Origin of the sequence: Claveliimonas monacensis, assembly GCF_014982975.1 — a bacterium.
GTDB classification, from domain to species: Bacteria; Bacillota; Clostridia; order Lachnospirales; family Lachnospiraceae; genus Claveliimonas; species Claveliimonas monacensis.
In genome coordinates, this window is record NZ_JADCKL010000002.1 from 105,481 (window position 1) to 128,670 (window position 23,190).

Genomic DNA, 23,190 nt, shown 5'->3' on the forward strand with positions numbered 1-23,190 from the left:
TGCTCCCTTTCCTGTGTTCTGCTGAAAGTATAGCACATTTTTCACCATTTCTCTCCCGCCGCTTTTCATTTGTAAGGTAAATGTAAGGCAGGGGAAATGTGCCTGTAAGGATGGCCCGGTACAATAAAACCAGCAAGAGAAAAAGGAGGCTCACAACATGAAAAACATCATTGAAACCCACGATCTGACAAAGACATACGGAGATTTCACAGCCGTCTACCGACTGAACCTTCATATAAGAAGAGGCACCGTATACGGCTTTCTGGGCCCCAACGGCGCCGGAAAGTCCACCACCATGAAAATGTTCCTGGGACTTACCCGCCCCACGGTGGGGGATTTTACCATAGACGGAAAGAAGTACCCCGGGGACCGGATGGAGATCCTTCGGCGGACCGGCTCTCTTATCGAGGAGCCCGCCTTCTACGGAAACTTGTCCGGGCGGGAAAACCTGGACATCATCCGCCGCATCCTGGGGCTTAAAAGCTCCGCCGTAGACGACGCCCTGGAGCTTACAGGCCTTTCCCAGTTCGGAGACCGGCCCGCAAAAAAATATTCCCTTGGCATGAAGCAGCGGCTGGGCCTTGCGGGAGCTCTCATCGGGCGGCCGCCTCTTCTCATCCTGGATGAGCCCACCAACGGACTGGACCCGGTTGGCATCCACGAGATCCGCTCTCTCATCCGGTCCCTGCCAGAGAAGCTGGGCTGCACCGTCCTTGTATCCTCCCACCTGCTGCCGGAGATCGAACTGATGGCAGACGACGTGGGGATCTTAAACCGGGGGCGGCTCCTCTTTGAGGGCAGCATGGAAAACCTGCGGGAGACGGCAGCCATGAAGGGGCTGCCCTCCGACAACCTGGAGGAGACCTTCCTGGCGCTGGTGGATGAGGACAACAGGAAACGGAGGCCTATGTGATGATGATCGGTATCGAACTGAAAAAACTGAAATCCACAGGATTTTTTACATCCTTTTTCGCCGGCGGCATACTGGCCGCCCTGGTCCCTGTGGCAAACACCGCTTTCCGGACAGAGCTTTTTACTTCCATGGAAGGGTCTCCCCTTTCCATTCTCCTGGATGCCAATCTGCAGATGATGACCATGCTGTTTCTGATCCTTATCATCTGCGGCGCCTGTCTCATGTACCACAGCGAGTACGCGGATCACGCCATGCGCCGGATGCTGGCCCTGCCCCTGCACCCGGAATCCCTTTTCTTTGGCAAGGCGCTGATCCTTGCGGCAGGACTCCTCTTTCTTCTGGTTCTCTCCAGCCTCTCTCTTACTTTCTGCACCCTGCACTGGTTTGAGATGCCGGAAGACTTTTTCCCGGAGCTTGCAAGAAACATGGGGTTCCTTCTGCTCCTTACACTGCCCACCCTGCTGTTTATGCTTCTGGCAGCCTCGGCCTGCCAGAACATGTGGGTGAGCCTTGGCATCGGCGTCATCTTCATGTCCATGGGGACTGTCCTGCCGGAGGGGCCTTTCCTTCTTACACTGTTTCCCTTTATCACACCTTTTAAGACATTTTATGCGGCCGGAGGCGACGCGGGGCTCTACGCGGTCTCATCCTGCGCGGAACTTCTGCTTCTTTCGCTGGCCGCCTGCCTGTTCATCCGCACAAGGAGGTATACACTATGAACCTGTTTTCACTGACACTGACAGAAATAAAGAAAACCCGGCACTCAAAGATCCTGGTCCTTCTTTTCATCCCTCTTGTGATCCTGTGGATCCCCAACATTGTCAACGCAGACATGAGCCTTTCCCCTGTCATGGAGGGCATCACACCGGAAAACAACTTTTTTATCCAGAGCTTCATGGGCTTTGCCTGGTTCATCTTTCCGGCCAGCATCATTGTGTGCACCGTCCTTCTCCAGCAGTCGGAGCGGACCAATAAAGGAATCTTAAAGATGCTGGCCCTACCGGTGCGCCCCGGTCTTCTTTGCCTGGCCAAGTTCCTGGTGCTCGTTCTCCTTTCTTTTATCCAGATAGCGGCCATGACCGGGCTTTACTTTCTCTGCGCCCGGATCGCCTCCGCCTACGTGGACTATGATCTGATGGTGCAGGCAGAGCAGGTCCTCAAGCTGTCCGGAACCCTTTTCCTGTTCTCCCTGCCCATGATGGCGCTGTACTGGATGATGGCTGTATGTCTCACCACACCAGTCTTTTCCATCGGCCTGGGACTTGGCACCATGGTGCCTTCAGTGCTTATGATCAACGCAAAGATCTGGTTTCTGTACCCGCCCTGCTATCCCTTCTACGTAGTCATGACAAACTATTTAAAATTGTCCACAGATCCGGGCCGCAAGTTAGACCTCATCCCCTGGATCCCTGCAGCCGCCGCCCTGTCCATCCTGTGCCTTCTCATCGCCTGCCTGGCATTCGGCCACGCAGAAAGAAAATAAAAACCAAGGCAAAAAATAACAAAAGGAGTGATCGATATGTATACACCAGAAACCAATCCCACAAAGGCAGCTCTCCTGACCGCCGTCTGCACAGTCATGGTCTTTGTCCCCTGGACCATCTTCCCTCTGCGCACCCAGCCCTGGGCGCTGGAGATCCCGGCAGCCGGCATAATCATAGCATGCTATGCAGTTTTTATGATATTCTCCGGAATTTTTACCATTATATGTTACTCAAAATTCCATGTACAGAACATACTGATGAAGATCTGTGTGGTCATCAACCTTCTCTACGCCATTTTCGGCGTGGCAGTTCTGGGGATGATGGCGGCGACAGCGGCGTGACACACATAAAGATACCCCCCTGCGGTCTTCTGTGTCCGCAGGGTGCATCTTTTTTAATTTCCTCCATTTTTCTATTGCCAGATTGCTTTATGTCAGTTATAATAAAAGCCACTCAACGGGAATATCTTTTTCCCTCATGTCATTTTCAAATGACATTCTTTTATTCAATCGGCGGTTTCCGCCTTTTGTTCCCTTTTATATGAGCTCTTAAAAGGTTGCAGCTTTCTGTTTTTATGTCTATAATGGACGTGTAACATTTGAAATCAAACTTCATAAATACTGATGAATATCCCGAGGCAGACAGGCAGTACAAGGACCGGCTCTTCCGTTTTGTCTTTCAGAAACCGGAAGACCTTCTCTCCCTCTACAACGCCGTCAACGGCACAGACTACAAAGATCCAGACGCTCTGGAGATCAATACCCTGGGAAACGTCCTGTACCTGTCCATGAAAAATGACATTTCCTTCCTCGTCAGCGGCACCCTCAACCTGTACGAGCACCAGAGTACCTGCAATCCCAACATGCCCATGCGGGGACTCTTCTACTTCTCAAGGCTGTACGAGAAGTACATTGCCGTCCAGGACATCAACATCTACAGCAGCGCCGCCAAGACCTTCCCTTTCCCCAGACATGTGGTCTTCTACAACGGGACAGCGGAAGAGCCGGACAGGAAAGTCCTGCGGCTCAGTGATCTATACGAGACAGTCCCAGGGGACAGCCATCCCTCCCTGGAGTGCGAGACGCTGATGCTGAACATCAATTACGGACACAACAGGTCTCTCATGGAAAAATGCAGGAGGCTGTGGACACCTGCATCCGGGACGGGGTTCTGAAGGATATTCTGACAGAGCAGAAATCGGAGGTGATCCAGATGGTTCTGGAGACGTTTGACCAGGAGAAATATGAAAAGGCCATGCACCAGGAGAGCTATGACGACGGGTATTCTGACGGCAAAAAGGACGGGTATTCTGACGGCAAAGCAGACTTGTTTCTGGAGCTGGTCCGCAAGAAACTGGCAAAAGGAAGGTCCCTGGAAGAGATCGCCCGGGAACTGGAGACAGACCTGGAAACAATACAGAAACTGACAGGTCAGATATAAGTACAAAGGCAGGCCAAAACTGCCATTGTGGGGGCGTCCTCACAACGGCAGTTTTTATCCCTGTCCCTTTCTGGCCGCCCTCCACAACTTCCACTTTTCTGCTCTACAACTTAGAATTTATCTATTCAAAACCGTTGTCCTCCGCCCTATTTAGTTTTGTGCTTGTTCAAAAGTATTTCACATATAATTACTGTCGCACAGAATACAAGAATTAAGTACCATAGATTTTCAAGGCAAAACCCATTATCTGACATCAAGCGGTATCCCCAGGAAGCGGGAAAAAAACGCCCTATGGCTTCAAGAAAATCAGGCAGCAAAGTAACAGGGAACATAATCCCCGAAAGCATAATCGAGGGTAAAAACACAAGCTGCGCTATCATTGTCAGCTTTGCCTGATTTTTTACAACCAATCCTAATATACTTCCAATACTCAGTGACACTACGATATATATGGCAAGCGCAAGAAAGAAAAATGGAAGCTGTACTGGCAAGGCCGCCTCAAACAGTATCGGGGCAAGCAGTAATATAATGGCACAGCTAATCATCAAATGCACAAATGCAGAAAGGAACATTGTAACAAGACCTAAATATAAAGGGACTCCATTTGCTTTATAAACCTTTTTTACATCACTTCCATATGTTTCAATCAATGATGGCGGCAACCCAATAAACGCTCCCATTGAAACGCTCATCACAATCATAGATTGTATCAGTGTGCTTCTCATTTCAGGCATAACAGAAGTAAAAATACCACCCATAAGCAGAAAGAAAATAAGAGGAACGATATAGCAGGTTACCAACAAAGATTTACTGCGTATATCCAATTTCCACTGTAATGTTACGCCATATAAAAAGCCGTTCATCCTGCTTCCCTCCTTGCCATTTCAATAAAATGCTGTTCCAGCGTGCCACGATCAACTTTAATATCTAATACATGGATTTTTTTCTGTTTTAATTCGCCCAGTAAGGAAATCAAAGTGTCTTCAATATTGTCCGTTTCAAAAGTGTTATCTCCCTGCTGCGTCTTGATATGGATAAAATATTTTCTTGCAACCTTATCGGTCAGTTCCGAAGCTGTACCGCAAAAGACAATATTTCCGTTATTCAAAATAGCAATGCGGTCACATAAGGTTTCCACTTCCGCCATATCGTGACTTGCCAGGACGATTGTTTTTCCGTGTGATTTGAGCTTTCGGATTTGTTCGTGGAGCGATAGTCTCCCCTCGACATCAAGTCCCGCAGTCGGCTCATCAAGAAAAATAACATCGGGATTGCCTATAAGCGCAAGGGCAAGATGTAACCGTCTTTTCTGCCCTGTGGATAATTGTATATACTGCTTCTTTTCCATTTCTTTGATACCAAGACCGTTAAGCATGACATCATCAATTTTTGTTTTATTCCATTTTGCAAACAGCTTTACAGCCTCTATTGGCTTGATATGGGCGGGCAAAGATGATGATTGCAGCTGAATACCCATTTTCCCGTTTACAGTAATCGCACCACTGTCATATTTTCTTAGACCTTCGATACATTCAAGCGTTGTCGTTTTTCCCGCTCCATTTACGCCGAGCAGAGCGAAAATTTCTCCTTTTTCAATTTGAAAATCAAGTCCTTTAAGAACCATATGACTGCCATAACTTTTCTTTAATTTACGAACTTGTATTGCGTCTTTCACGGTTTCACCTCCCCAAAAGGATTTGTTCCAAGTCTTGAGAAATAGACTTGCAAAGCTGGCTCTAAATAATCGTTAACGATTTTCTGCCTTTCTTCCCAGGCGTTTGTGGCAGTATCAATGTTACCGACTTCCACCAATTTCGGAAGCATACTCATATCGCCATTTGTAAACTCCATAATCAAGCCCCAATATTCTTTTACAACCTGTTGGCATTTTTCGCTTTCAGGCGGTACATTTTCTTTTTGAAGCTGTACAATTTCATCACTTAGGCGGTTAAATCTGTCCATAAAGTCTAAGCCGCTTTCCTTATCAAATTGACTGCGTATATGATCGAGCGTATCATCATCAAAACGCTTAATAAGATAATAAGAGTCATTCTTCATTTGTAGATTGACAATAATATCTGCATACTTCTTAAAGTTGACCGTCTGCATTTGTAAAACTTCTGCTTTTAGCTGTTCTATTGCTGACAATGAAGCCTGAAGCTGTTCTATTTTTTGGCGTATATCATCTGCCTGCTCTGTAAGAGCATTTGCAACATCAGCCGGTGTTTCCAAAGAAATCAACCGCTCTTTTATATCGTCCAAAGAAAAGCCCAGTGATTTCAAAGATATAATCTGATGAAGTGTAATCAAATCTTTATCGGTATAAAGTCTGCGTCCGCCTTTGCTTTCTGCCGATGGGGAAAGAAGTCCTTCTTTATCGTAGTATTGCAGAGTACGGACGGTGACTCCCATTTTCTTTGCCACTTCTCCAACTGTCATAAACCCTTGCGGAATTGCTCTGTATTTTGCCATAATTATTTACCTCCTGGCACCTATTATAAATCATTACGCGGCGTCACAAACAAGACCTTTTTGAAAAAATTTGAGGCGGCAAAGATTTTTCTCTGCCGCCTTTCTGTAATTATGCGAAGATAATATTCAAGTTTTATAGCAATTTGGATTACAAACTATAAGCCATTTATCTCAACAACTTCCAGTTTTTCGTTTTTCTTGATAACGCCAATGTTGTCTATTAGCGACACGACACTCTCATTAAAACAGTCTCATCTGCTCATACTCTACATATCTTTTCAGCTTCATAAGTAAAGATATTATTCATAATTTACTATAATCTTTTTGCAATGATCACAACGATATGCTGCTATTCGGTCTCCGAGCGTTCTTGCAACCATATCTGGATCCGTATTGAGACGCAAAGTTTCCTCACCATCTTTCCAGACCAATGCTGGTCCACTACCCACAGCATGTAGCTGGCCTTCACGCATTTTTCTATCACAATATGGACACTTCATTTATCACGCTCTCCTTTTCCCTGGATATTATTTCTGACGGTTCCCAGATAGTCCTCACCGTCCCGAATCATGGTCATCAGACGTTCCTGCTCGTCTTTCAGCATCTGCATCCCGGTTTCAGTGATAAGATAGGATTTTCTCCTTCCTGCTTCCGTTGTTTTTTTAATAATGTTATTTTCCTCAAACTTTGACAGCATGGCGTATAATGTCCCCGGGCCGACCTTGATCCTGCCATTTGATATCTGCCGGACGCGGTCCATGATATCAACACCACAGCATTCCTGGGTCAGCGCAAGAAGGATATAATACATAGGTTCCGTCAATGTCTGAAATTGTTCCCTGGCCATCTGATCCCCTCTCTTTCAGTTCGTATCTTTCAGAAGATTAAGCGTTTCCAGAGTCAGTTCTATCTGATCAGCAGCCGGAGGCGTATCCGCATAAAGAAACAGCAATGCATCTTCATAACGTGCACAGGTAGCAATACCATTCTTATTTCTGCGCACCTCCAACGCTTTCCACGGGCGAGGATCTGTCTCCTTTGTCCCCTTATAATACATAGTATCTGTCTCTGTTTCCCAGATTTTATGCAGAACCCATGCATATTCAGAGCGATAGACATTATAGGAAAGTTCATTTTCTTCCAACTCTTCATTCGGCCAGATCACGGTTCCCTGCAGCCGGCTTCCGAAGAATGATTTCTGATAGGAGTATTCCGCATGATCGGGCTCTCCTTTCATCTCACAATAATCCGCCTGGGTGAGTGGCAACCGTGCCAGTGCTTTGCGGTTTTCAGCAGGCCCGTTTTCTGTAAAGGCTACCGCAGTGACTACCATATTAGGTACCGTCTCGCCATTTTCCCAGCGTGACACGGCCTGGCGCGTGACAAAGATCTTCTCTGCAAGTTCATCTTGGGATAATCCTTTGTCCGTCCGCAGTTTAAAGAGCACATCTTTCGTTTCCATATATCTTCCACCTCCATACAAAGACTATAGCAGCTCCGTCTTCAGAAAGAAAGCAACCCGCTGTTGCCGGGAAGTTACAAACTCTATGTCTTCCAGATAAATGGAAACCTCTCCACATTCCGGACAAATGGCAACTTTAGGTTTTCCCATCCTGCCGCCGAACAATTTATTTTCGTCTGAAGACAAAATAATCCCATATCCTGTGCCCTCCACCTTTATAGCACAGTTTTCTTTCATCTCACTTCCACAGCGAATACATTTCCTCATTCTAAAGCACCTCCATATATCTGCTCCAATCTACAAAATACTGTTCAGCAGTATCCCAACAAAAATTGAACTTACTCCCACGATCACGAACATCGTTCCCACCACACACTGGATCAGCTGGCCGCTCTTTTTGATGTAAGAGGACTTCGGATTTTTCAAGTTGTAAATGACACTGCATTCATTTCCCTCAACGAAAATGCCATTTGAGGTCCACCCTGTGTTTTGCATATATCTTATTCCGCATACATCGTACTCAAATACAGCCCTTGTACTTCGTCCGTCTGTTTCAATCCTGGTAATCCTGCCTGTTGTCCGGCCTTTGTATTTTATAAATTTGATATATCTGGGAACAGAAACAATAAGTCCCACCACCAGAAATAAAGCTCCCATGATCCAGAATGCTATCATAGCTGTCTCCCGCATTTCTACTTAAGTTCAAAAAGAACCTTCTCATAATCCTTCACGTAGTATCTGATATTTTTTCTTCCTCTCTCAACAACCGTATGACCCTCTGCCTCCAGCTTTTCTTTCTGAGCAGCGATACCACCCGGGTATTTTGCGTTCAGCTCCCCGTTTGCCTTCAATGTTCTCCAGTAGGGCGTCTCATCCTCCGTCCGCTGATGACTTGCCCAGGCTGCAATAGATACAAAAATGCCTGCCGTGATCGGGTCTGTAAAATCAGCGCCATTCTCTTTTGCCAGATATTCTCTGATGGCGCCGACAATAATGACTTTTCCCCGGGGAACCTTTTTCATAATTTCATCGTAGGTGACCGGAGGAGCAAAAAACATCTTCTCCCCGCCATACTTTTTGATCGTAGCCTGGTCTGTGACGATCTGTATTTTGGGCATATCCGTGTCTTTGTGGAGCATTGCGTTAAAATCTTTCTTCTCTTCATTTGCCATGTCTCTCACCTCTTGCATTCATTATACAGAAGCATAATATCTCATACAATGAGACGGTTTAAAAAATTTCCCCTTTTTTATATCTGCTATTGAAGCGTAACATTTAAGCAGCGCAAATAACAAGAGAGCAGGAAAATCCTGCTCTCTTTCCAAACGATAATCCATTTTTCACAGCGACAGCAGGGTGACCAGATCATCTCTCGTCATACTCTGCCAAATATTTTTTCACATAGTCCACATCGGACGGGCAGTCCAGGTAGTCGCTGCCGTACTTCTGACGGGTCTCAGCACCTTTTCCTGTGACAAGGAAGAGGGTCTTGCCCTCAGAGCTTTCGATGGCAGCCTTGATCGCCTCTCCCCGGTCCTCGATCATCTCATATGGACAATTCTGCGCCTTTACATACTGGGCAATATCAGCAGATATGTCTGCCACCGGCTCATATCCCGGATCTTCCGCCACAAGATAGACTTTCTTTGCGTACTGTCCGGCCACAGTCCCAAGATCGCGGCGGCGGATCAAGGCCTTCTTTCCCGGGCAGCCAAAGATTGCGACAATATCGTAATCCGGATACTCCTCTTTCATAGAAGAGAACAGTTTTTCAAAGCTCAGTTTATTGTGGGCGTAGTCCACGATAGCAATCTTGCTTTTATCTCTGCTGGCATAGAGTTCCATGCGTCCGCTGGAACGGGCCCTCTCAAGACCGGAGTGGATATACTCCCGCGGGATGCCCAGCTTTGTGGCCGCCGCTATGACGCCCAGGGCGTTTTCCACATTGAAAAGTCCGGGCATGGTGAGTACAAACTCCTCGTCAAAATCTGCGCATTTCACAGAGAACAGCGTCTCGTGCCCGTCTTTTCGGATATTGTAGGCGTAGAAATCTGCCTCCGGGTTCTTCGTGCTGAAGGTAAAATACTCTTTCGCGTCTTTGGCGTATGTCAGGATACGCTCAATATGATCTGCGTCCAGGTTGACAAAAGCCCGGTCCGCCTTTGCAAACATCCGCATCTTGGATGTGAAATAGTCCTCAAAGTCTTCGTGTTCGATGGGGCTGATGTGGTCCTCCGAGATATTGAGGAAGATAGCCGCATCAAACCGCATATCGTCCACCCGGTGATATTTCAGCGCCTGGGATGAGACTTCCATCTCTGCGTACTCAATACCGCAGTCCAGCGCATTTCTCAGGTGCTGCTGCAGCTCCACTGCCTCCGGTGTGGTGATGTGGGACTCCACCAGGCTCTTTCCGTCATAGATGTCAATGGAAGAAATGACGGCGCTCTCTTTTTTCCCCAGAGCCTCCATGTAATCATCCACCACAGCCTTCATGTAGTAAGCGGAGGTAGATTTTCCTTTTGTACCGCCGATTCCTGTCACCACCAGATTCTCCCAGGGACGGTTGTAGAAGAAATTGGCCAGCACGGACATGGCCTCCCTTATGTCTTTCACAAGGATACAGGGCACCTGCTGCTCCAGGTCAAAGGTCTTCTCACTGATATAGCAGACAGCTCCCCGCTCCACTGCCTCCCGCAGATAGGTCATCTTGAAAGCCGCGCCCTTGCAGATGAACATGGTGTCAGCCCCTGCCTCTTTTGAGTTGTAAGTAAGGTTGCGGATCACATGGTCCTCTTCCCCCTCCACTCTGTTCTCCAGGAGCATACCCCTCTTTTCAAGCAGCTCCACATAATCCTTCACGGTATAATACTGCATCTTTCCCATTTAACTGATCTCCCTCAATGATTTTCTTATGTATGTTTTTACTGGTTTTATTGATATTCTGCCCCTGAGCGCAGGATGGCCTCCCGCACCAGCACATCCATGGCATCCAGACATATGGTGGGTATCTCGTGCTTGCCCTTGAACACAGAGAGCTCGGTACAGGCCAGGATCACTGCATCGCAGTTCTTTCTCATAAACTCACTCATAACCCGGTCAAATTTGGCCCGGTCTCCTCTCTTTCCGCTCTTAATGTCATCATAGATCAGGGACATCACATCTCTTTGCCGCTCCGGTGAAGGTTTTACCGGCGTCACGCCCAGCTTTCGGCATTCTTTGTGATAGATCCGGGAACCGATGGTCCCGTCTGTCCCCATAATGCCGATCCGCTTCACATCCGGGAGCTCTCTCACTGCATATGCCACACTCTCATGGATCATGTCAATGATAGGAATGGACACAGCCTTTTGGATCTGCTCATAATAATAGTGGGATGTATTGCAGGTGATGGCAATATTGGCTGCCCCCAGCTTTTCCAGTATCCTTGCATCCTCCTGCAGCATATGGATCAGCTTTTCGCTGTCCCCGCTCTTGATGGCCTCTGTCCGGTCCGGTATGTCCGCATGGCTGAGGATCACCATGTTGATGTGATCCTGGTCTTTCTGCGCCTTTGTGTGGGCGATAACATTCTCATAGAAGTAGCTGGTTGCCTCCGGCCCCATGCCTCCGATCACGCCAAGTATCTTTTTTTCTTTTCCTTCTCCCATTGGCTCTCCCTTATTATTCCTGACAGTTTACTGGTAATATTTGTTGAAATAGCCGTACTGTTTCCAGTGTGTTTTCAGCATCCTAAGGAAACGCATAGGCTTCAGATCGCCCCGCATGAAGACAGGATTGACCATTTTCCCCTCTTTCACAAGCTTCTTCATCTTCGCCACCATGGCCGGATCTTTCACATGCTTGTAGGCAACGCCCTTTGGTACGGTCATCCAGAGATGCTCCTCTGTGGCCTCCTCGTAGGGCAGTTCCCGGTTGTAGATGTAATCCTCCACAAAGTATTTTGCCACATTGAACCCGGAGCCTGTCACATAGTAGTTGCTGCGCCCCTGTCTTGTGTTGATCTCAAAGAAGCGGTAGGTACCGTCCCTCTTGTCATATTTGATATCAAAGTTGGAAAATCCCACATAGTGGAGATCCTCCAGAAGATTTTTCACTCTTCCCATGAGCTCCTGATTTGGCTCTGTGATGATGACCGCATGGTTGCCCAGGCCGTGGGGAGTGTGTTCCTCAAGAAGCACATGTCCCAGGCACATCATCTTCACCTTCCCGTTCCGGTCAGAGTAGGATGTGAGGACCCTCATGTACTCGTCATTTCCCGGGATCATGTCCTGGATGATCAGATCATCGTCATATCCCGCATCGTAGATCTGGGTAATGATCTCCTCCAGTTCCTTCCTGCTGCCCGGCTTGTAGATCTTGTTCTGTGTGGGGAACGGGTGCTCCCAGTAGGCGATGCTGTTGGACGGTTTCAGGATCACCGGATAAGGGAAATCGCAGGCAAAGTCAAGCCCCATCTCCTTCTTGTATACAATGGTCTTTGGATAATCCACGCCGTGCTTCTCGCAGAGCTGGTAAAACCGCTCCTTCTGCTGCAGGCTGTCCATCAGATCGAAGTCGATGTAGGGAGCAATGACATTGTCCGGCAGCTCGTTTTTATGACGGCTTGCCAGCGCCACATAGCTGTCCCCGCAGCCGATGAGCAGGATTTTCTTATCCTTATGCTCCCCGGCAAAACGACTGATCCTCTCCAGGAAATAGTCGTCCGTATCGATCTTCGGATTGCCCTCGTATATCGTGATCTGGCTGTTGAAGCTGGGGCCTGTCTGGTACTTGCCAAAGACGTACGATTTTACCTGATACTGCTGGTAAAATGCCCGAGCCACACTGTAAGTATTAATATCCCCGCCAAGCAGGACGGGAATGAATTCTCTTTCTTTAAATTCCATGATTTCTGCCCTTCTCTCCGTACAGATTTATACTAGCATATTATAACGCAGGAATACCCTGGCTTGTCAAGTAATGCGCCCCCTTTTGGGATCCCTTTTACAACTCTTCCAGCTCTTCCTTAAAGCCTTCTCCCACCACCTCATTGGACTCCATGATAATAGTAAAAGATTTGGGATCCACCTGTCTTGCCAGCCTTTTGATGGTGTACATTTCTTTATTGTTGCTGGCGCACATGACAATGTCCTTCTCCTGCCCTGTGTAACTGCCGGTTCCTTTGATGATGGTGGAGCCTCTGTCCAGGTATTCATCGATCTTGCCGGACACCTCTTTACCCTTGTCCGTAACGATCAGCGTCATTTTTCCTTCGTCTATACCGTACATGATGCGGTCCATCACAGTGGCCATGAGATACGTCACGATAAGACCGTAGATAAATCCGTCCACATCCTTGAACACGATCACGCTTCCCAGCAAAATAGTCATCATGTCCAGCACAAATGTGATCACGCCCAACGTCATGTGGGGCTTCACTTTCCTGATCGCCACACTGATAAAGTCCTGCCCTCCGGTGGATGAGCCTCTCATAAAGATCAGCGCGTATCCGACGCCTGTCAGCACGCCCATGCACAGAGCAGCCAGGAGTCTGTCTCCTTCATATACAGGAAGAAGAGGAGACACATAGTCCATCAGAAACGATGAGATGACCATGGATTTCACTGACTTCAGAAAAAACGTCCTTCCCAGAAATTTATAGCAGAAGATCGCCACCGGCACATTCAGTATAATGGTCCCCGCGCCCACCGGAATGCCAAGAAGGTGATACAAGATAATGGCCATGCCGGAAAATCCCGCCACCGGGAAATTGGCATACAGGGCAAAGTTATAAATTCCTATGGCAATGACCATACCTGCTACAATATCTATCAGTATGTCCATGCCTATCTCTTTCCAATTGATGCTTTTCATTTATTCTTTCTTCCTTTCCACTTCGATGACAGCTGCCCGTCGGATGCCCTCTCGTGCAAGAGCGGCGGCCTCTCTCCGGGCGTATCGCACAAAAAAGCAGCTGCAAACTATAGAATTATAATTCGCTGCTGCTCTTTTACTTATTCATTATATCGGTCTGTTCCTGGTCTGTCAATCGTTGGTGTCATCTTCCGCTTTTTTGAGAAAGCTGCCTCTCACCACCGCGTCCTCCCCGAACTTTTGGCGGATCTGATCCAGAGCCCGGGACAGTTTCTCCTGCTTCAGGGCATTTGCAGAGCTTCTCTTCTGCTCTCTGGCTTCTGCAGGCTTTTCTCCCGGCACGCTCCCCTTACCCGCTTTTGCTGTTCTCCTTGCCGTCTGCCCTGTCCCCGCCGGAGCCTGTGCATGAGGCAGGTCAAAGATGCTCATCTGCCAGGGCTCGTCCTCCCTCACCAGCTTGGAGGTGCGGATGCCAAGAAGACGTATGGGCCGCCCGTCCCACAGCTCATCAAAGAGCTCCATGGCAGCCTGGTAGATCCCTGTGTCGCTTGCCGTCTCTGCAAAGAGCTGCTTCTGGTGGGAGCTTGTCTCAAAGGTGGCATACTTGATCTCCACACTGACCATTCCTGCCTTCTGACCGGCTTTTCGCAGCCTTCCGCCCACGCTCTCGGCCAGTCCGAGAAGGATCTTGGCCGCCTCCTCCCGCTCTGTCACGTCCGCAGGCAAGGTGGTGGAGTTGCCGATGCCCTTCGCCTCTGTCTTCCAGGTGACCACGGGGGAGTCGTCGATGCCGTTGGCAAAATTCCACAGCATCCGTCCGTGGCTTTTCAGATGCAGCTCCAGTATCTTAGGGTCCGCCTGAGCCAATTCTCCGATGGTGCGGATGCCCAGCTTTTTCAGCGTCTCCACGCTGGAACCGCCGGCCATGTACAGTTCCCGTACAGGGAGGGGCCACATCTTCACCTTGATCTCTTCAGGGAAAAGCGTGTGGACCCTGTCCGGCTTCTCAAAGTCCGAGGCCATCTTGGCCAGCAGCTTATTGGAGGAGATGCCTATATTGACTGTAAATCCGAATTTCTCCCGCACCCTGTCCTTGATCTCAAAGGCCGCGGACACATAGGAGTGATACCTGTGGGCGATGCCGGTGAAATCCAGGTAGCACTCGTCCACGCTGACCTGCTCAATGTCCGGCGTATAGGTGTGCAGGAACTCCATCAGCCTTCTGCTGTACTCATGATACAGGGCATGGTCCGGCGGCTCCATGTGGATATCCGGACACTTCCGCAGGGCATTTGCCACCGGCTCTCCGGTGTGTATCCCGTACTTTTTTGCCGGGATAGATTTGGCCAGCACTACGCCGTGTCTGGATTTCCGGTCCCCGCCTATGATGGCGGGAATGGTCCTGATATCAAGCGTGGCGCCGCTTTTCAACTGCTCCACAGCAGTCCAGCTCAGGTACGCCGAATTGACATCGATATGGAATATGATGCGGGACATAGGCTTTCCTCCTCTCCCCCCCGGATCCGCGGATTTCTTCTTTCATTGTATCCAGCCCGCCGCAAATGTCAATAAATACACTGAAAAAGGGGCGACGCCTCTGTAAAGCGCCTCCCCTGTGTGTTTCATTTCTGGATATTGCGGACTACTATACAGCTGTCAGTCCCTCTTTTACCCTGGCCGTCAGTTTTCCATCCTGGTCATCTATGAGGATCGTGTCGCCGCTGCCCACATTGCCCTCAAGCATCAGCCTTGCGGCCGTTGTCTCCACATTTTTCTGCAGATACCGCTTCAGCGGTCTTGCGCCGTACATGGGCTCGTAGCCGCCCTCCACGATGCGGGCCTTGGCAGCCTCTGTCAGCTCAATGCCGACCTCCTTCTCTCTCAGCCTGCGGTTTACGTCCGCCACCAGCAGGTCGATGATGTGGTAAATGTTGTCCTTTGTCAGAGGCTTGAACATGATGATCTCGTCCAGACGGTTCAGGAACTCCGGACGGAAATGAGCCCGCAGGTCGTCCGTCACCGCCTTCTGGCTTGCCTCGCTGATGTTTCCGTTCTCGTCAATCCCTTCCAGCAGGTAGGCTGAACCGATATTGGATGTCATAATGAGAATGGTGTTCTTGAAGTCCACGGTCCGCCCCTGGGAGTCTGTGATACGGCCGTCATCCAGCACCTGGAGGAGCACGTTGAACACATCCGGGTGGGCCTTCTCCACCTCGTCAAAAAGGACCACGGAGTAGGGCTTTCTCCTGACCGCCTCTGTGAGCTGTCCGCCCTCATCATACCCCACATATCCCGGAGGAGCTCCGATGAGCCTGGACACGGAATATTTCTCCATATACTCACTCATATCGATGCGGACCATATTGTTCTCATCGTCAAACAGGCTCTGAGCCAGAGCCTTTGCCAGCTCTGTCTTACCCACGCCCGTGGGTCCAAGGAAGAGGAAGGAGCCGATAGGTCTTGTCGGGTCCTTGATCCCGGCCTTGGACCGGATGATGGCCTCTGTCACCAGCTCCACAGCCTCGTCCTGCCCTACCACACGCTTGTGCAGCTCGTCGGCCAAGTGCAGAGTCTTGCTCCTCTCACTCTCGTTCAGCTTTGCCACCGGAATGCCGGTCCACTTGGAGACGATCTTAGCGATCTCATCCTCTGTCACGCTCTCATGTACAAGGGAGAGATCCTCGTCTTTGACCTTCGCCTCCTCGGCCTCCAGCATCTTCTGAAGCTCCGGAAGCTTCCCGTACTGCAGCTCCGCCGCCTTCTCCAGATCGTAGGACTGCTGTGCCTTCTGGATGTCGCCCCGTATCTGCTCAATCTGCTCCCTCAGCTTCTGCACTCTCTCCACGCTGACCTTCTCGTTGTCCCACTGGGCTTTCCTTGTGGCAAACTCAGCCCGCAGCTCTGCCAGCTCCTGCTGCAGATGCGCCAGGCGGTCCTGGCTCAGCCGGTCATCCTCTTTTTTAAGGGCTGCCTCCTCGATCTCAAGCTGCATCACCTTCCTGCGGAGCTCATCCAGCTCTGCCGGCATGGAGTCAAGCTCTGTCTTGATCATGGCGCAGGCCTCATCCACCAGGTCAATGGCCTTGTCCGGCAGGAACCTGTCTGAGATGTATCTGTGGGAGAGGGTGGCTGCCGCCACAAGGGCGCCATCTGTGATCTTCACGCCGTGGAAGACCTCGTACCTCTCCTTCAGCCCGCGGAGGATGGAAATGGCGTCCTCCACTGTGGGCTCATCGACCATGACCGGCTGGAAACGTCTCTCAAGAGCCGCGTCCTTCTCTATATACTGTCTGTACTCATCCAGCGTAGTGGCTCCAATGCAATGGAGCTCTCCTCTGGCCAGCATGGGCTTCAGCATATTGCCGGCATCCATGGCGCCGTCTGTCTTTCCGGCTCCCACGATGGTGTGGAGCTCATCGATAAAGAGGATAATTTTACCGTCGCTGTTCTTGACCTCCTCAAGAACGGCTTTCAGACGCTCCTCAAATTCTCCTCTGTATTTCGCACCGGCCACCAGGGCGCCCATGTCCAGGGAGAAGATCGTCTTGTCCTTCAGAGTCTCCGGCACGTCGCCGCTCACGATCCTCTGGGCCAGTCCCTCCACGACGGCTGTCTTGCCGACGCCGGGCTCACCAATCAGAACCGGGTTGTTCTTTGTCTTCCTGGAAAGGATCCGGACTACATTGCGGATCTCGCTGTCACGCCCGATGACAGGGTCCAGCTTCTGATCCCTGGCACGGTCCACCAGGTCTGTTCCGTATTTGTTCAGGGTATCGTAGGTGGCCTCCGGATTGTCGCTTGTCACCTTCTGGTTGCCTCTCACTGTGGAGAGAGCCTGCAAAAAGCCCTCCCTGGAAATGCCCAGCTCACTGAAGAGCTGCTTTATCTCCCGGCTGGGATGCTTCAGAAGTGCCAGGAAGAGATGCTCCACAGAGACGTACTCATCTCCCATCTGCTTCATCTCGTCCTCGGCGCTTATGAGTGCCTTGTTCAGGTACTGTCCCACATAGGGCTGGCCGCCCTGCACCTTGGGCCGCTTTGCTATGGCCTGCTCCACCCGGTCCACGACCAGATTTTTATCCAGGCCCATTTTCTCCATCATCTTTAAGATCAGGCTGTCGTCCTGGGTCAGCAGGGCATAGAGAAGATGCTCCTGCTCGATTTCCTGGTTGCCATACTCCATTGCTGTCTTTTCGCAGTCCTGGACCGCCTGCAGGGATTTCTGTGTAAATTTATTTATATTCATAAAGGTCCCTCCTTGCCTTTCACTGAAAAGGTGCCCTCTCAGGCACCTGGTTTTCCTGTTCTATTAGGAATATAACACTTTTTGTCAGCACTGTCAACACTCGAGTGCTAATTTCCTGTTCAGCAACTTAGGATTTACTTAACAATATGTGCCGTGATAATTGTATAACTATATGAATTGATAGTGATTTTGATATTTTCAACTTCACAATACCAATTTTCTGCTCGACAACTTCCAAATCATCAATCTATTTAGCCTATTATAACACCCTGAATATTCCCCTGTCATTCTATTTCTCGCTCATACGGAATGGCCATACAGAAAGGGAGCGGAACATCATCTGTCCGCTCCCTTTCAAATATTTTTTCATCATCCTCTGGAGACCGTCCACATCTCCTTGATCTGACCGGAGATATCGCTGTAGTTCCAGGTCTTCTCCGTGTTGCTGATGCTGAAGGGGTCGTTGACCGTCACCTGGCCGTTCTCATAGCCGGTGAGCACGATGAAATGTCCCCCGTCCGTGAAATCCCCCGGCAGCATGCTGCAGATCACAGGGTGTCCTGCCTGCAGCTCGGCGGCGAGGATCCCCTCATCCATCATTCCCTCCTGGCAGGTCAGACCCCACTGGCGGGCCGCACTGTCCAGGAACGCCCAGTAGGTATTGTTCTCCTCGTCTATGAAACCGTTCTCCTCGCTGTATTTCGCAAGCCGGTAGGGGGTGGCTGTCGTGTCGCCGGTCAGTCCCACGATGACCATGGACATGCAGGTAGGACCGCAGCCGCTGGAGGCAATGGTGCTTGTGCCGTAGGAGCTGTACCCCCACCGCTCGTCCCACTGGAGAAAGTGGGGAATGGCCCCGTTCCCTGTAGATGTCTCCACCGTCTCCGGAATAGGCTTATCTTTATTCTCTGCATAGTCCCGCACAAAATCCAGCGTCTCCTCATTCTGGTCAATGAGGCCAATGATCTCCTCCGGACATCCCTCAGCTCTCGCCTGCTCCTTCACAGCAGCGATCTCCTGGGCTTTCTTCTCCTCCGGTGTGAGCTGCTGCTCCCTGGCCTCCTGCTCCTTCTGGCAATCTTCCTTCTTCTGCCGGGCTTCCTCCTGGATTCTCTGCTGATCGGCATAGTGCATGGCAAAGCCCCCCGCAATGCCGGCTGCCAGGATGAGGACAGCTGTCCCCAGTATCAGTCTCTTTGCTTTTCTTCTGTCTCTCTGTTCCTTCAGACCTCTGCTGCCATCCGCAGATTTTCGCTTTTTGTCTTTCCAAATATGTATCACGTCTATCTTCCTCTTCTGCTATGGTTATTTTCTGATGGACAAGGCCGCCAGCAGAGCGCCTGTGGCAATGCAAATATCCCCCAGATTAAAGGTCAGTCTGGAAAGTCTCTTCCATCTGCTCTTAAAAGCTAAATAGTCCACGACCTTTCCCCGCATGGTGCGGTCGTAAAGATTGCTGAACGCTCCTCCGGTGAGAAGCATCATCCCCGCTTTTTCCACTGTATGTCCCTTTTTTCTCATAAGAAATGCATCCCGCACAAGAAGGACAGCTCCCAGCAGAGCTGAGAGCTTCATCACAAACTGAGGATATTTTTCCAGCAAATTAAAAGCGGCGCCCCGGTTGTACACTTTCCGCAGGATCAGATGACCGCCGGCCATCTCCAGGTCCTGTCCCTCGGCCACATTGTCCAGGACATATTGCTTGATCCCAAGATCCAGAGCCGCGGCCGCCGCTGCAATGGTATAGAATATCATTTACAGTTCCTCTTTTATGCGCACGATCTGCTCCTCGTATTTCTCAATCTGCTCATCTCTCTTCTCGATGGCCTCGCACAGAGCGATCATGTCCATATCCTGTATCTCATTTTTGGTAAATTTTTCGTATACGGCTTTTCCGATATCCTCGAAATCTCTCTGATTGCCCCTCTTCAAAAAGCGGATCTCACTTTTCAACTTCTGGACTTCCATCGTGTCTCCCGCCTTTTTGCTCAGATCACTCGCCACATCTGCCACTTTTTTCCCAAATTCATCAAAAAAATCTGCCATAATTCATCTCTCCTTTGCCTCAGATCTGTCTTAAGCGGTCCAGCGTCCTGTACAGATCCAGCGTTCCGTATCCCCACTCCCTGTTGGGATACGCTTCCCCCGGTCTCTGCCGCGCTCCAAGGATCAGCAGGTTCTTGAGCTGAAGGGTGTCCGCCCCTCTGCTGCCTGTGTAGTACAGGATCCATTCCATCAGGAGCGCCGCAGCACCGGCCGTGATGGCCGCAGCCGCGCTGGAACCGGACCGGACAGCAAACCTGCCGCCTGGCAGCGCCCCCTTCACATCTACTCCCGGGGCTGCCAGATCCGGTTTTATCTTGTCAGTTCTAGTATATCCTCTGCCGGAATGAATATCAACACTATTCTCCCGCCCATTGTAGAAAGCCGCCGTGATAGCCGAACGCACTGCCGACGGGGAGGTAAGAGTGATGTCCGGATTGGAGCGCAGAAAGTAGACCTCCCCGTCCAGGAACTCCTGCACAGGCAGCCACATGTGAAAGGCGCCTCCCGCAAGCTGCACCGGCTCCACCAGGATCTTCCAGATGCCGGGAGCCGGCGCTCCAAAGCGGAAAAAGATGAGCTGGGAGTCATTTCTCTCCACCAGCAGGCGATAGTCCACAGTCACCAGAGTACCCTCAAAGACAAACCGGAACTGGGAGCTGCCTCCCTGGATAATGGGGATCCTGCCCCGCACCTCCCCGGAGGGGGAGACCAGGGACACAGTCAGGATGTTGGGTATGTCTGTCCACAGCTCTGCCACGAATCCCCGCACGTTTTCCCCAACCCGGATCTCCACCTCCTCCTGATCCTCCGCACTCTCCAGCATGCCATAAAAGTGGTGACGCATGGAGGCCTCATTGCCGGTCCCAACTACGATCCCTTTGTTGATACTGTTAGAATAGTATTCCAGCATCACCGCGAGAGGAGTGGTGCCATTGTGCCCACCCATAGAGCTCCCCAGGGCAATACACAGGATCAGAGGAAGCCCCCTCTTTGCTGCCAGTTCCGCCAGATACCGTATGCCCAGCATAATGTCATTTTCCTGGTAGCAGGGCGCATTTTCCGCTATATAGTAAAAATCCCGCAGATACTGTTTCGCCTCCTTCAGCTTGACAACACCGATCACCGCCTCGGGAGCTGCCCCCAGAAACTGGTTCTCCTCGTCCGCTCCCCCGGCAGCCAGGCTGGCCACATAGGTGCCGTGTCCATTCTCATCCCGGCTGGGCACTACCGAAAAAGGATCTTCCTCCCTTAGAGCCCTGTCGATAGCTTCCCTTGTGTATTCACTCCCGTAAAACAAACCTTCCGGCATCTCTCCGTCCTGGACAGTCTGGTCCCAGATCGCCTCCACCCGGGTACTCCCGTCCAGGTTTCGGAACACAGGATGCGTATAATCGATACCTGTGTCCACAAATCCGATCATCACATTCTCTCCCATCAGCTCTAAAGTGGGGTAGTTCTGTACCGGAGTGATACCCGCCTGCCCCATAGCCGCCATATCCAGGAGGGTGTAGCACTGCGGGATAGAACTGTACGTAAAACTACCGAAATTCAGAGGGTCCGCCAGCACCTGCTCCACGTAGATCACATCGTACCCGGCCTGGGTCTTCTGCCGGCAGAGCTGTTCCTCCGGCAGTGTAAACACGATCCTGCTTCCTTCTGACTGTATAATAAAATCCCTGTACTCTTCCGAGAGGATCCGCTGACGGCAGATCTGTCTGTCCGCCATATAGAAAACACCTCATATACTTTTGTATTCAGTATATGAGGTGAAAATCACTCTATGACGTTTTTAAATCCCAGGACCTTCCCGGCCTTCCTTCTGTCTTCCTAGCTCTCCAGCCGCAGGAGAGCCTGTCCCCGGAGGGTGATGACCGGCCCGCCGGTACCCTCTATGTAGCTCTCCGTGATGGTGACCTGACCGATGCTGTCATCTTTGGGGATCTCATACATGATATCCAGCATAAAGTCCTCAATAATGGCGCGCAGCGCCCTGGCCCCCGTATCCTTCTTCATGGCCTTTCTGGCGATGGCGCGCAGGGCGTCCTCGTCAAAGTCCAGCTTCACTTCATCCAGCGCCAGCAGCTTCTGATACTGCTTGAGGATGGCGTTCTTAGGCTCTTTCAGGATCTTGACAAGCATATCCTCATCCAGTCCCCGGAGGGTGCAGATAATGGGAAGACGTCCCAGGAACTCCGGTATCATTCCGAAATTTCGCAGGTCTTCTGTGGATACCTTGGACAAAAGGTCTTTGTCCTGATCATACTTATCCTTCAGGTCCGCGTTAAAACCGATGGAAGACTGTTTGGTCAGCCTCTCCTTGATGATGTTGTCCAGATCCGGGAATGCGCCGCCACAGATAAAGAGGATGTTCCTGGTGTTGACCGTGGTCAGAGGTACCATGGCGTTCTTGCTGTTGGCCCCTACCGGCACTTCCACTTCACTGCCCTCCAGAAGCTTGAGCATTCCCTGCTGTACAGACTCACCGCTCACATCCCGCTGGTTGGTATTCTTCTTCTTGGCGATCTTGTCGATCTCATCAATGAAGATGATGCCCTGTTCTGCCTTTTCCACATCGTTGTCTGCCGCCGCGAGAAGCTTGGACACAACGCTCTCAATGTCATCCCCGATGTAGCCGGCCTCGGTGAGGGAGGTGGCGTCTGTGATGGCCAGAGGCACATCCAGCAGCCGGGCCAGGGTCTTCACCATGTAGGTTTTTCCCGAACCGGTGGGCCCGATCATAAGAATGTTGGATTTCTCGATCTCTATATCATCCATCGTGTCTGTGGCCACCCGCTTGTAGTGGTTGTACACTGCCACGGAGATCACTTTCTTGGCATACTCCTGCCCCACTACATACTCGTCCAGTCTAGCCTTGATCTTGTGGGGAGCCGGAATATTTTTGATATCAATGAGAGGCGTCTTCTCCTCCCCCTCTTTTTTCTTCTTGACTTTCTGCTGGCGGGGAGCCGCGTTTTCCAGATCCGACATGTTAAAGATCTGGACACCCGGTATGTTCATCAGTTTGCTGTAGTCGATCTGACCGCTTGTCATGGCGTCAAAACTCTTCTGCATGCAGTCCGAACACACGGAAATATTGTTGGGGAGGTCGATGAGCTTTCCCGTCACACTCTCGGGCCTGTGGCAGATAAAGCAGAACTTCTCATAGCCGTCATCCTTCTTTGTATCTTCCACATGCACATCTTTGTCTTCTACTTTTTCTATTTCGTTTTCATTTCTGTTGTTCTCGTTCTCTGACATGATACATCCTTTC

Annotated in this window: 26 protein-coding genes and 1 pseudogene; 6 read left to right on the forward strand and 21 right to left on the reverse strand. The window is 50.4% G+C overall.

The features are described 5' to 3' along the window. The first annotated feature begins 157 nt into the window (after nucleotides 1-157). The 6 genes from INF30_RS03615 to INF30_RS03640 all read left to right on the forward strand — a co-directional run bounded on the left by INF30_RS03615 (nucleotide 158) and on the right by INF30_RS03640 (nucleotide 3,837). Entirely contained in the window at nucleotides 158-913 is a 756-nt protein-coding gene (locus tag INF30_RS03615) for an ABC transporter ATP-binding protein (RefSeq protein ID WP_076776325.1), read from the forward strand. After that, on the forward strand, nucleotides 913-1,632 hold the full coding sequence (locus INF30_RS03620) for an ABC transporter permease (RefSeq protein WP_226394270.1): 720 nt from the start codon (nucleotides 913-915) through the stop codon (nucleotides 1,630-1,632). Before INF30_RS03615 ends, INF30_RS03620 begins: the two co-directional genes overlap by 1 nt. Next, entirely contained in the window at nucleotides 1,629-2,396 is a 768-nt protein-coding gene (locus INF30_RS03625) for an ABC transporter permease (RefSeq protein ID WP_226394271.1), read from the forward strand. The genes INF30_RS03620 and INF30_RS03625 overlap by 4 nt, the downstream gene beginning before the upstream one ends. Nucleotides 2,397-2,432: 36 nt before the next feature. Beyond that, nucleotides 2,433-2,738 (forward strand): hypothetical protein, encoded by a 306-nt coding sequence (locus INF30_RS03630; RefSeq protein WP_226394272.1) that lies wholly within the window; start codon nucleotides 2,433-2,435, stop codon nucleotides 2,736-2,738. 257 nt (nucleotides 2,739-2,995) lie between these two features. Then, nucleotides 2,996-3,571: an RpnC/YadD family protein gene (locus INF30_RS03635; protein ID WP_226394273.1), complete on the forward strand. Its 576-nt coding sequence runs from the start codon at nucleotides 2,996-2,998 to the stop codon at nucleotides 3,569-3,571. Then, nucleotides 3,541-3,837, forward strand: a complete 297-nt coding sequence (locus tag INF30_RS03640; RefSeq protein WP_226394274.1) for a hypothetical protein — start codon at nucleotides 3,541-3,543, stop codon at nucleotides 3,835-3,837. The genes INF30_RS03635 and INF30_RS03640 overlap by 31 nt, the downstream gene beginning before the upstream one ends. 146 nt (nucleotides 3,838-3,983) lie before the next feature. On the opposite strand, the gene INF30_RS03645 is transcribed toward INF30_RS03640, so the two are convergent. The 21 genes and pseudogenes from INF30_RS03645 to clpX form a co-directional block, all read right to left on the reverse strand. Beyond that, nucleotides 3,984-4,700 (reverse strand): ABC transporter permease, encoded by a 717-nt coding sequence (locus tag INF30_RS03645; protein WP_226394275.1) that lies wholly within the window; start codon nucleotides 4,698-4,700, stop codon nucleotides 3,984-3,986. After that, entirely contained in the window at nucleotides 4,697-5,512 is an 816-nt protein-coding gene (locus tag INF30_RS03650; RefSeq protein ID WP_226394276.1) for an ABC transporter ATP-binding protein, read from the reverse strand. The genes INF30_RS03645 and INF30_RS03650 overlap by 4 nt, the downstream gene beginning before the upstream one ends. Beyond that, the gene (locus tag INF30_RS03655) at nucleotides 5,509-6,309 is read right to left on the reverse strand and encodes a MerR family transcriptional regulator (RefSeq protein ID WP_083582458.1); all 801 of its coding nucleotides are present in this window, start codon (nucleotides 6,307-6,309) and stop codon (nucleotides 5,509-5,511) included. The genes INF30_RS03650 and INF30_RS03655 overlap by 4 nt, the downstream gene beginning before the upstream one ends. 299 nt (nucleotides 6,310-6,608) lie before the next feature. After that, the gene (locus tag INF30_RS14890) at nucleotides 6,609-6,809 is read right to left on the reverse strand and encodes a PF20097 family protein (RefSeq protein ID WP_226394277.1); all 201 of its coding nucleotides are present in this window, start codon (nucleotides 6,807-6,809) and stop codon (nucleotides 6,609-6,611) included. After that, nucleotides 6,806-7,156, reverse strand: a complete 351-nt coding sequence (locus tag INF30_RS03665) for a PadR family transcriptional regulator (protein WP_226394278.1) — start codon at nucleotides 7,154-7,156, stop codon at nucleotides 6,806-6,808. The genes INF30_RS14890 and INF30_RS03665 overlap by 4 nt, the downstream gene beginning before the upstream one ends. Before the next feature lie 15 nt (nucleotides 7,157-7,171). Beyond that, complete coding sequence (locus tag INF30_RS03670; protein ID WP_226394279.1) at nucleotides 7,172-7,771, reverse strand: helix-turn-helix transcriptional regulator; 600 nt, start codon at nucleotides 7,769-7,771, stop codon at nucleotides 7,172-7,174. Between the two features lie 24 nt (nucleotides 7,772-7,795). Next, nucleotides 7,796-8,008 (reverse strand): nucleic acid-binding protein, encoded by a 213-nt coding sequence (locus INF30_RS03675; RefSeq protein ID WP_226394280.1) that lies wholly within the window; start codon nucleotides 8,006-8,008, stop codon nucleotides 7,796-7,798. Nucleotides 8,009-8,068: 60 nt separating this feature from the next. Further along, nucleotides 8,069-8,446, reverse strand: coding sequence for a DUF3592 domain-containing protein (locus INF30_RS03680; protein WP_226394281.1), 378 nt, complete (start codon nucleotides 8,444-8,446; stop codon nucleotides 8,069-8,071). Nucleotides 8,447-8,463: 17 nt separating this feature from the next. After that, nucleotides 8,464-8,943, reverse strand: coding sequence for an MGMT family protein (locus INF30_RS03685; protein ID WP_226394282.1), 480 nt, complete (start codon nucleotides 8,941-8,943; stop codon nucleotides 8,464-8,466). Between the two features lie 193 nt (nucleotides 8,944-9,136). After that, nucleotides 9,137-10,657, reverse strand: a complete 1,521-nt coding sequence (locus tag INF30_RS03690) for a Mur ligase family protein (protein WP_226394283.1) — start codon at nucleotides 10,655-10,657, stop codon at nucleotides 9,137-9,139. Nucleotides 10,658-10,704: 47 nt separating this feature from the next. Next, nucleotides 10,705-11,421, reverse strand: coding sequence for a cysteate racemase (cuyB, locus tag INF30_RS03695; protein WP_226394284.1), 717 nt, complete (start codon nucleotides 11,419-11,421; stop codon nucleotides 10,705-10,707). Nucleotides 11,422-11,448: 27 nt separating this feature from the next. Beyond that, nucleotides 11,449-12,660: a carboxylate--amine ligase gene (locus INF30_RS03700; RefSeq protein WP_226394285.1), complete on the reverse strand. Its 1,212-nt coding sequence runs from the start codon at nucleotides 12,658-12,660 to the stop codon at nucleotides 11,449-11,451. A gap of 97 nt (nucleotides 12,661-12,757) precedes the next feature. After that, complete coding sequence (locus tag INF30_RS03705) at nucleotides 12,758-13,627, reverse strand: YitT family protein (protein WP_226394286.1); 870 nt, start codon at nucleotides 13,625-13,627, stop codon at nucleotides 12,758-12,760. A 171-nt stretch (nucleotides 13,628-13,798) separates the two neighbouring features. After that, on the reverse strand, nucleotides 13,799-15,124 hold the full coding sequence (locus INF30_RS03710; RefSeq protein ID WP_226394287.1) for a DNA polymerase Y family protein: 1,326 nt from the start codon (nucleotides 15,122-15,124) through the stop codon (nucleotides 13,799-13,801). 148 nt (nucleotides 15,125-15,272) lie between these two features. Then, on the reverse strand, nucleotides 15,273-17,873 hold the full coding sequence (clpB, locus tag INF30_RS03715) for an ATP-dependent chaperone ClpB (protein ID WP_226394288.1): 2,601 nt from the start codon (nucleotides 17,871-17,873) through the stop codon (nucleotides 15,273-15,275). A 134-nt stretch (nucleotides 17,874-18,007) separates the two neighbouring features. Next, a pseudogene (locus INF30_RS03720) lies at nucleotides 18,008-18,100 on the reverse strand (DUF3781 domain-containing protein); the annotation flags it as partial. Nucleotides 18,101-18,242: 142 nt separating this feature from the next. Then, the gene (locus INF30_RS03725) at nucleotides 18,243-19,154 is read right to left on the reverse strand and encodes a C39 family peptidase (protein ID WP_226394289.1); all 912 of its coding nucleotides are present in this window, start codon (nucleotides 19,152-19,154) and stop codon (nucleotides 18,243-18,245) included. A gap of 24 nt (nucleotides 19,155-19,178) precedes the next feature. Further along, a complete protein-coding gene (locus INF30_RS03730; RefSeq protein WP_226394290.1) occupies nucleotides 19,179-19,628 on the reverse strand; it encodes a signal peptidase II in 450 nt (149 codons plus the stop codon). Continuing rightward, the gene (locus INF30_RS03735; protein WP_076776265.1) at nucleotides 19,629-19,919 is read right to left on the reverse strand and encodes a hypothetical protein; all 291 of its coding nucleotides are present in this window, start codon (nucleotides 19,917-19,919) and stop codon (nucleotides 19,629-19,631) included. It abuts the gene before it with no gap. Nucleotides 19,920-19,938: 19 nt separating this feature from the next. Next, the gene (locus tag INF30_RS03740) at nucleotides 19,939-21,645 is read right to left on the reverse strand and encodes a S8 family peptidase (protein ID WP_226394291.1); all 1,707 of its coding nucleotides are present in this window, start codon (nucleotides 21,643-21,645) and stop codon (nucleotides 19,939-19,941) included. A 101-nt stretch (nucleotides 21,646-21,746) separates the two neighbouring features. After that, nucleotides 21,747-23,177, reverse strand: a complete 1,431-nt coding sequence (gene clpX, locus INF30_RS03745; protein ID WP_226394292.1) for an ATP-dependent Clp protease ATP-binding subunit ClpX — start codon at nucleotides 23,175-23,177, stop codon at nucleotides 21,747-21,749. Between the last annotated feature and the right edge of the window lie 13 nt (nucleotides 23,178-23,190).

Excerpts from the sequence above, each read along its gene's own strand:
- INF30_RS03705 (WP_226394286.1), bottom strand. The coding sequence starts at position 13,627 with ATGAAAAGCATCAATTGGAAAGAGATAGGCATGGACATACTGATAGAT.
- INF30_RS03655 (WP_083582458.1), bottom strand. The coding sequence starts at position 6,309 with ATGGCAAAATACAGAGCAATTCCGCAAGGGTTTATGACAGTTGGAGAA.
- INF30_RS03710 (WP_226394287.1), bottom strand. The coding sequence starts at position 15,124 with ATGTCCCGCATCATATTCCATATCGATGTCAATTCGGCGTACCTGAGC.
- INF30_RS14890 (WP_226394277.1), bottom strand. The coding sequence starts at position 6,809 with ATGAAGTGTCCATATTGTGATAGAAAAATGCGTGAAGGCCAGCTACAT.
- INF30_RS03735 (WP_076776265.1), bottom strand. The coding sequence starts at position 19,919 with ATGGCAGATTTTTTTGATGAATTTGGGAAAAAAGTGGCAGATGTGGCG.
- INF30_RS03620 (WP_226394270.1), top strand. The coding sequence starts at position 913 with ATGATGATCGGTATCGAACTGAAAAAACTGAAATCCACAGGATTTTTT.
- INF30_RS03675 (WP_226394280.1), bottom strand. The coding sequence starts at position 8,008 with ATGAAAGAAAACTGTGCTATAAAGGTGGAGGGCACAGGATATGGGATT.
- clpX (WP_226394292.1), bottom strand. The coding sequence starts at position 23,177 with ATGTCAGAGAACGAGAACAACAGAAATGAAAACGAAATAGAAAAAGTA.
- INF30_RS03740 (WP_226394291.1), bottom strand. The coding sequence starts at position 21,645 with ATGGCGGACAGACAGATCTGCCGTCAGCGGATCCTCTCGGAAGAGTAC.
- INF30_RS03680 (WP_226394281.1), bottom strand. The coding sequence starts at position 8,446 with ATGATAGCATTCTGGATCATGGGAGCTTTATTTCTGGTGGTGGGACTT.
- INF30_RS03625 (WP_226394271.1), top strand. The coding sequence starts at position 1,629 with ATGAACCTGTTTTCACTGACACTGACAGAAATAAAGAAAACCCGGCAC.
- clpB (WP_226394288.1), bottom strand. The coding sequence starts at position 17,873 with ATGAATATAAATAAATTTACACAGAAATCCCTGCAGGCGGTCCAGGAC.
- INF30_RS03685 (WP_226394282.1), bottom strand. The coding sequence starts at position 8,943 with ATGGCAAATGAAGAGAAGAAAGATTTTAACGCAATGCTCCACAAAGAC.
- INF30_RS03665 (WP_226394278.1), bottom strand. The coding sequence starts at position 7,156 with ATGGCCAGGGAACAATTTCAGACATTGACGGAACCTATGTATTATATC.
- INF30_RS03730 (WP_226394290.1), bottom strand. The coding sequence starts at position 19,628 with ATGATATTCTATACCATTGCAGCGGCGGCCGCGGCTCTGGATCTTGGG.
- INF30_RS03615 (WP_076776325.1), top strand. The coding sequence starts at position 158 with ATGAAAAACATCATTGAAACCCACGATCTGACAAAGACATACGGAGAT.
- INF30_RS03700 (WP_226394285.1), bottom strand. The coding sequence starts at position 12,660 with ATGGAATTTAAAGAAAGAGAATTCATTCCCGTCCTGCTTGGCGGGGAT.
- cuyB (WP_226394284.1), bottom strand. The coding sequence starts at position 11,421 with ATGGGAGAAGGAAAAGAAAAAAAGATACTTGGCGTGATCGGAGGCATG.
- INF30_RS03630 (WP_226394272.1), top strand. The coding sequence starts at position 2,433 with ATGTATACACCAGAAACCAATCCCACAAAGGCAGCTCTCCTGACCGCC.
- INF30_RS03690 (WP_226394283.1), bottom strand. The coding sequence starts at position 10,657 with ATGGGAAAGATGCAGTATTATACCGTGAAGGATTATGTGGAGCTGCTT.
- INF30_RS03670 (WP_226394279.1), bottom strand. The coding sequence starts at position 7,771 with ATGGAAACGAAAGATGTGCTCTTTAAACTGCGGACGGACAAAGGATTA.
- INF30_RS03645 (WP_226394275.1), bottom strand. The coding sequence starts at position 4,700 with ATGAACGGCTTTTTATATGGCGTAACATTACAGTGGAAATTGGATATA.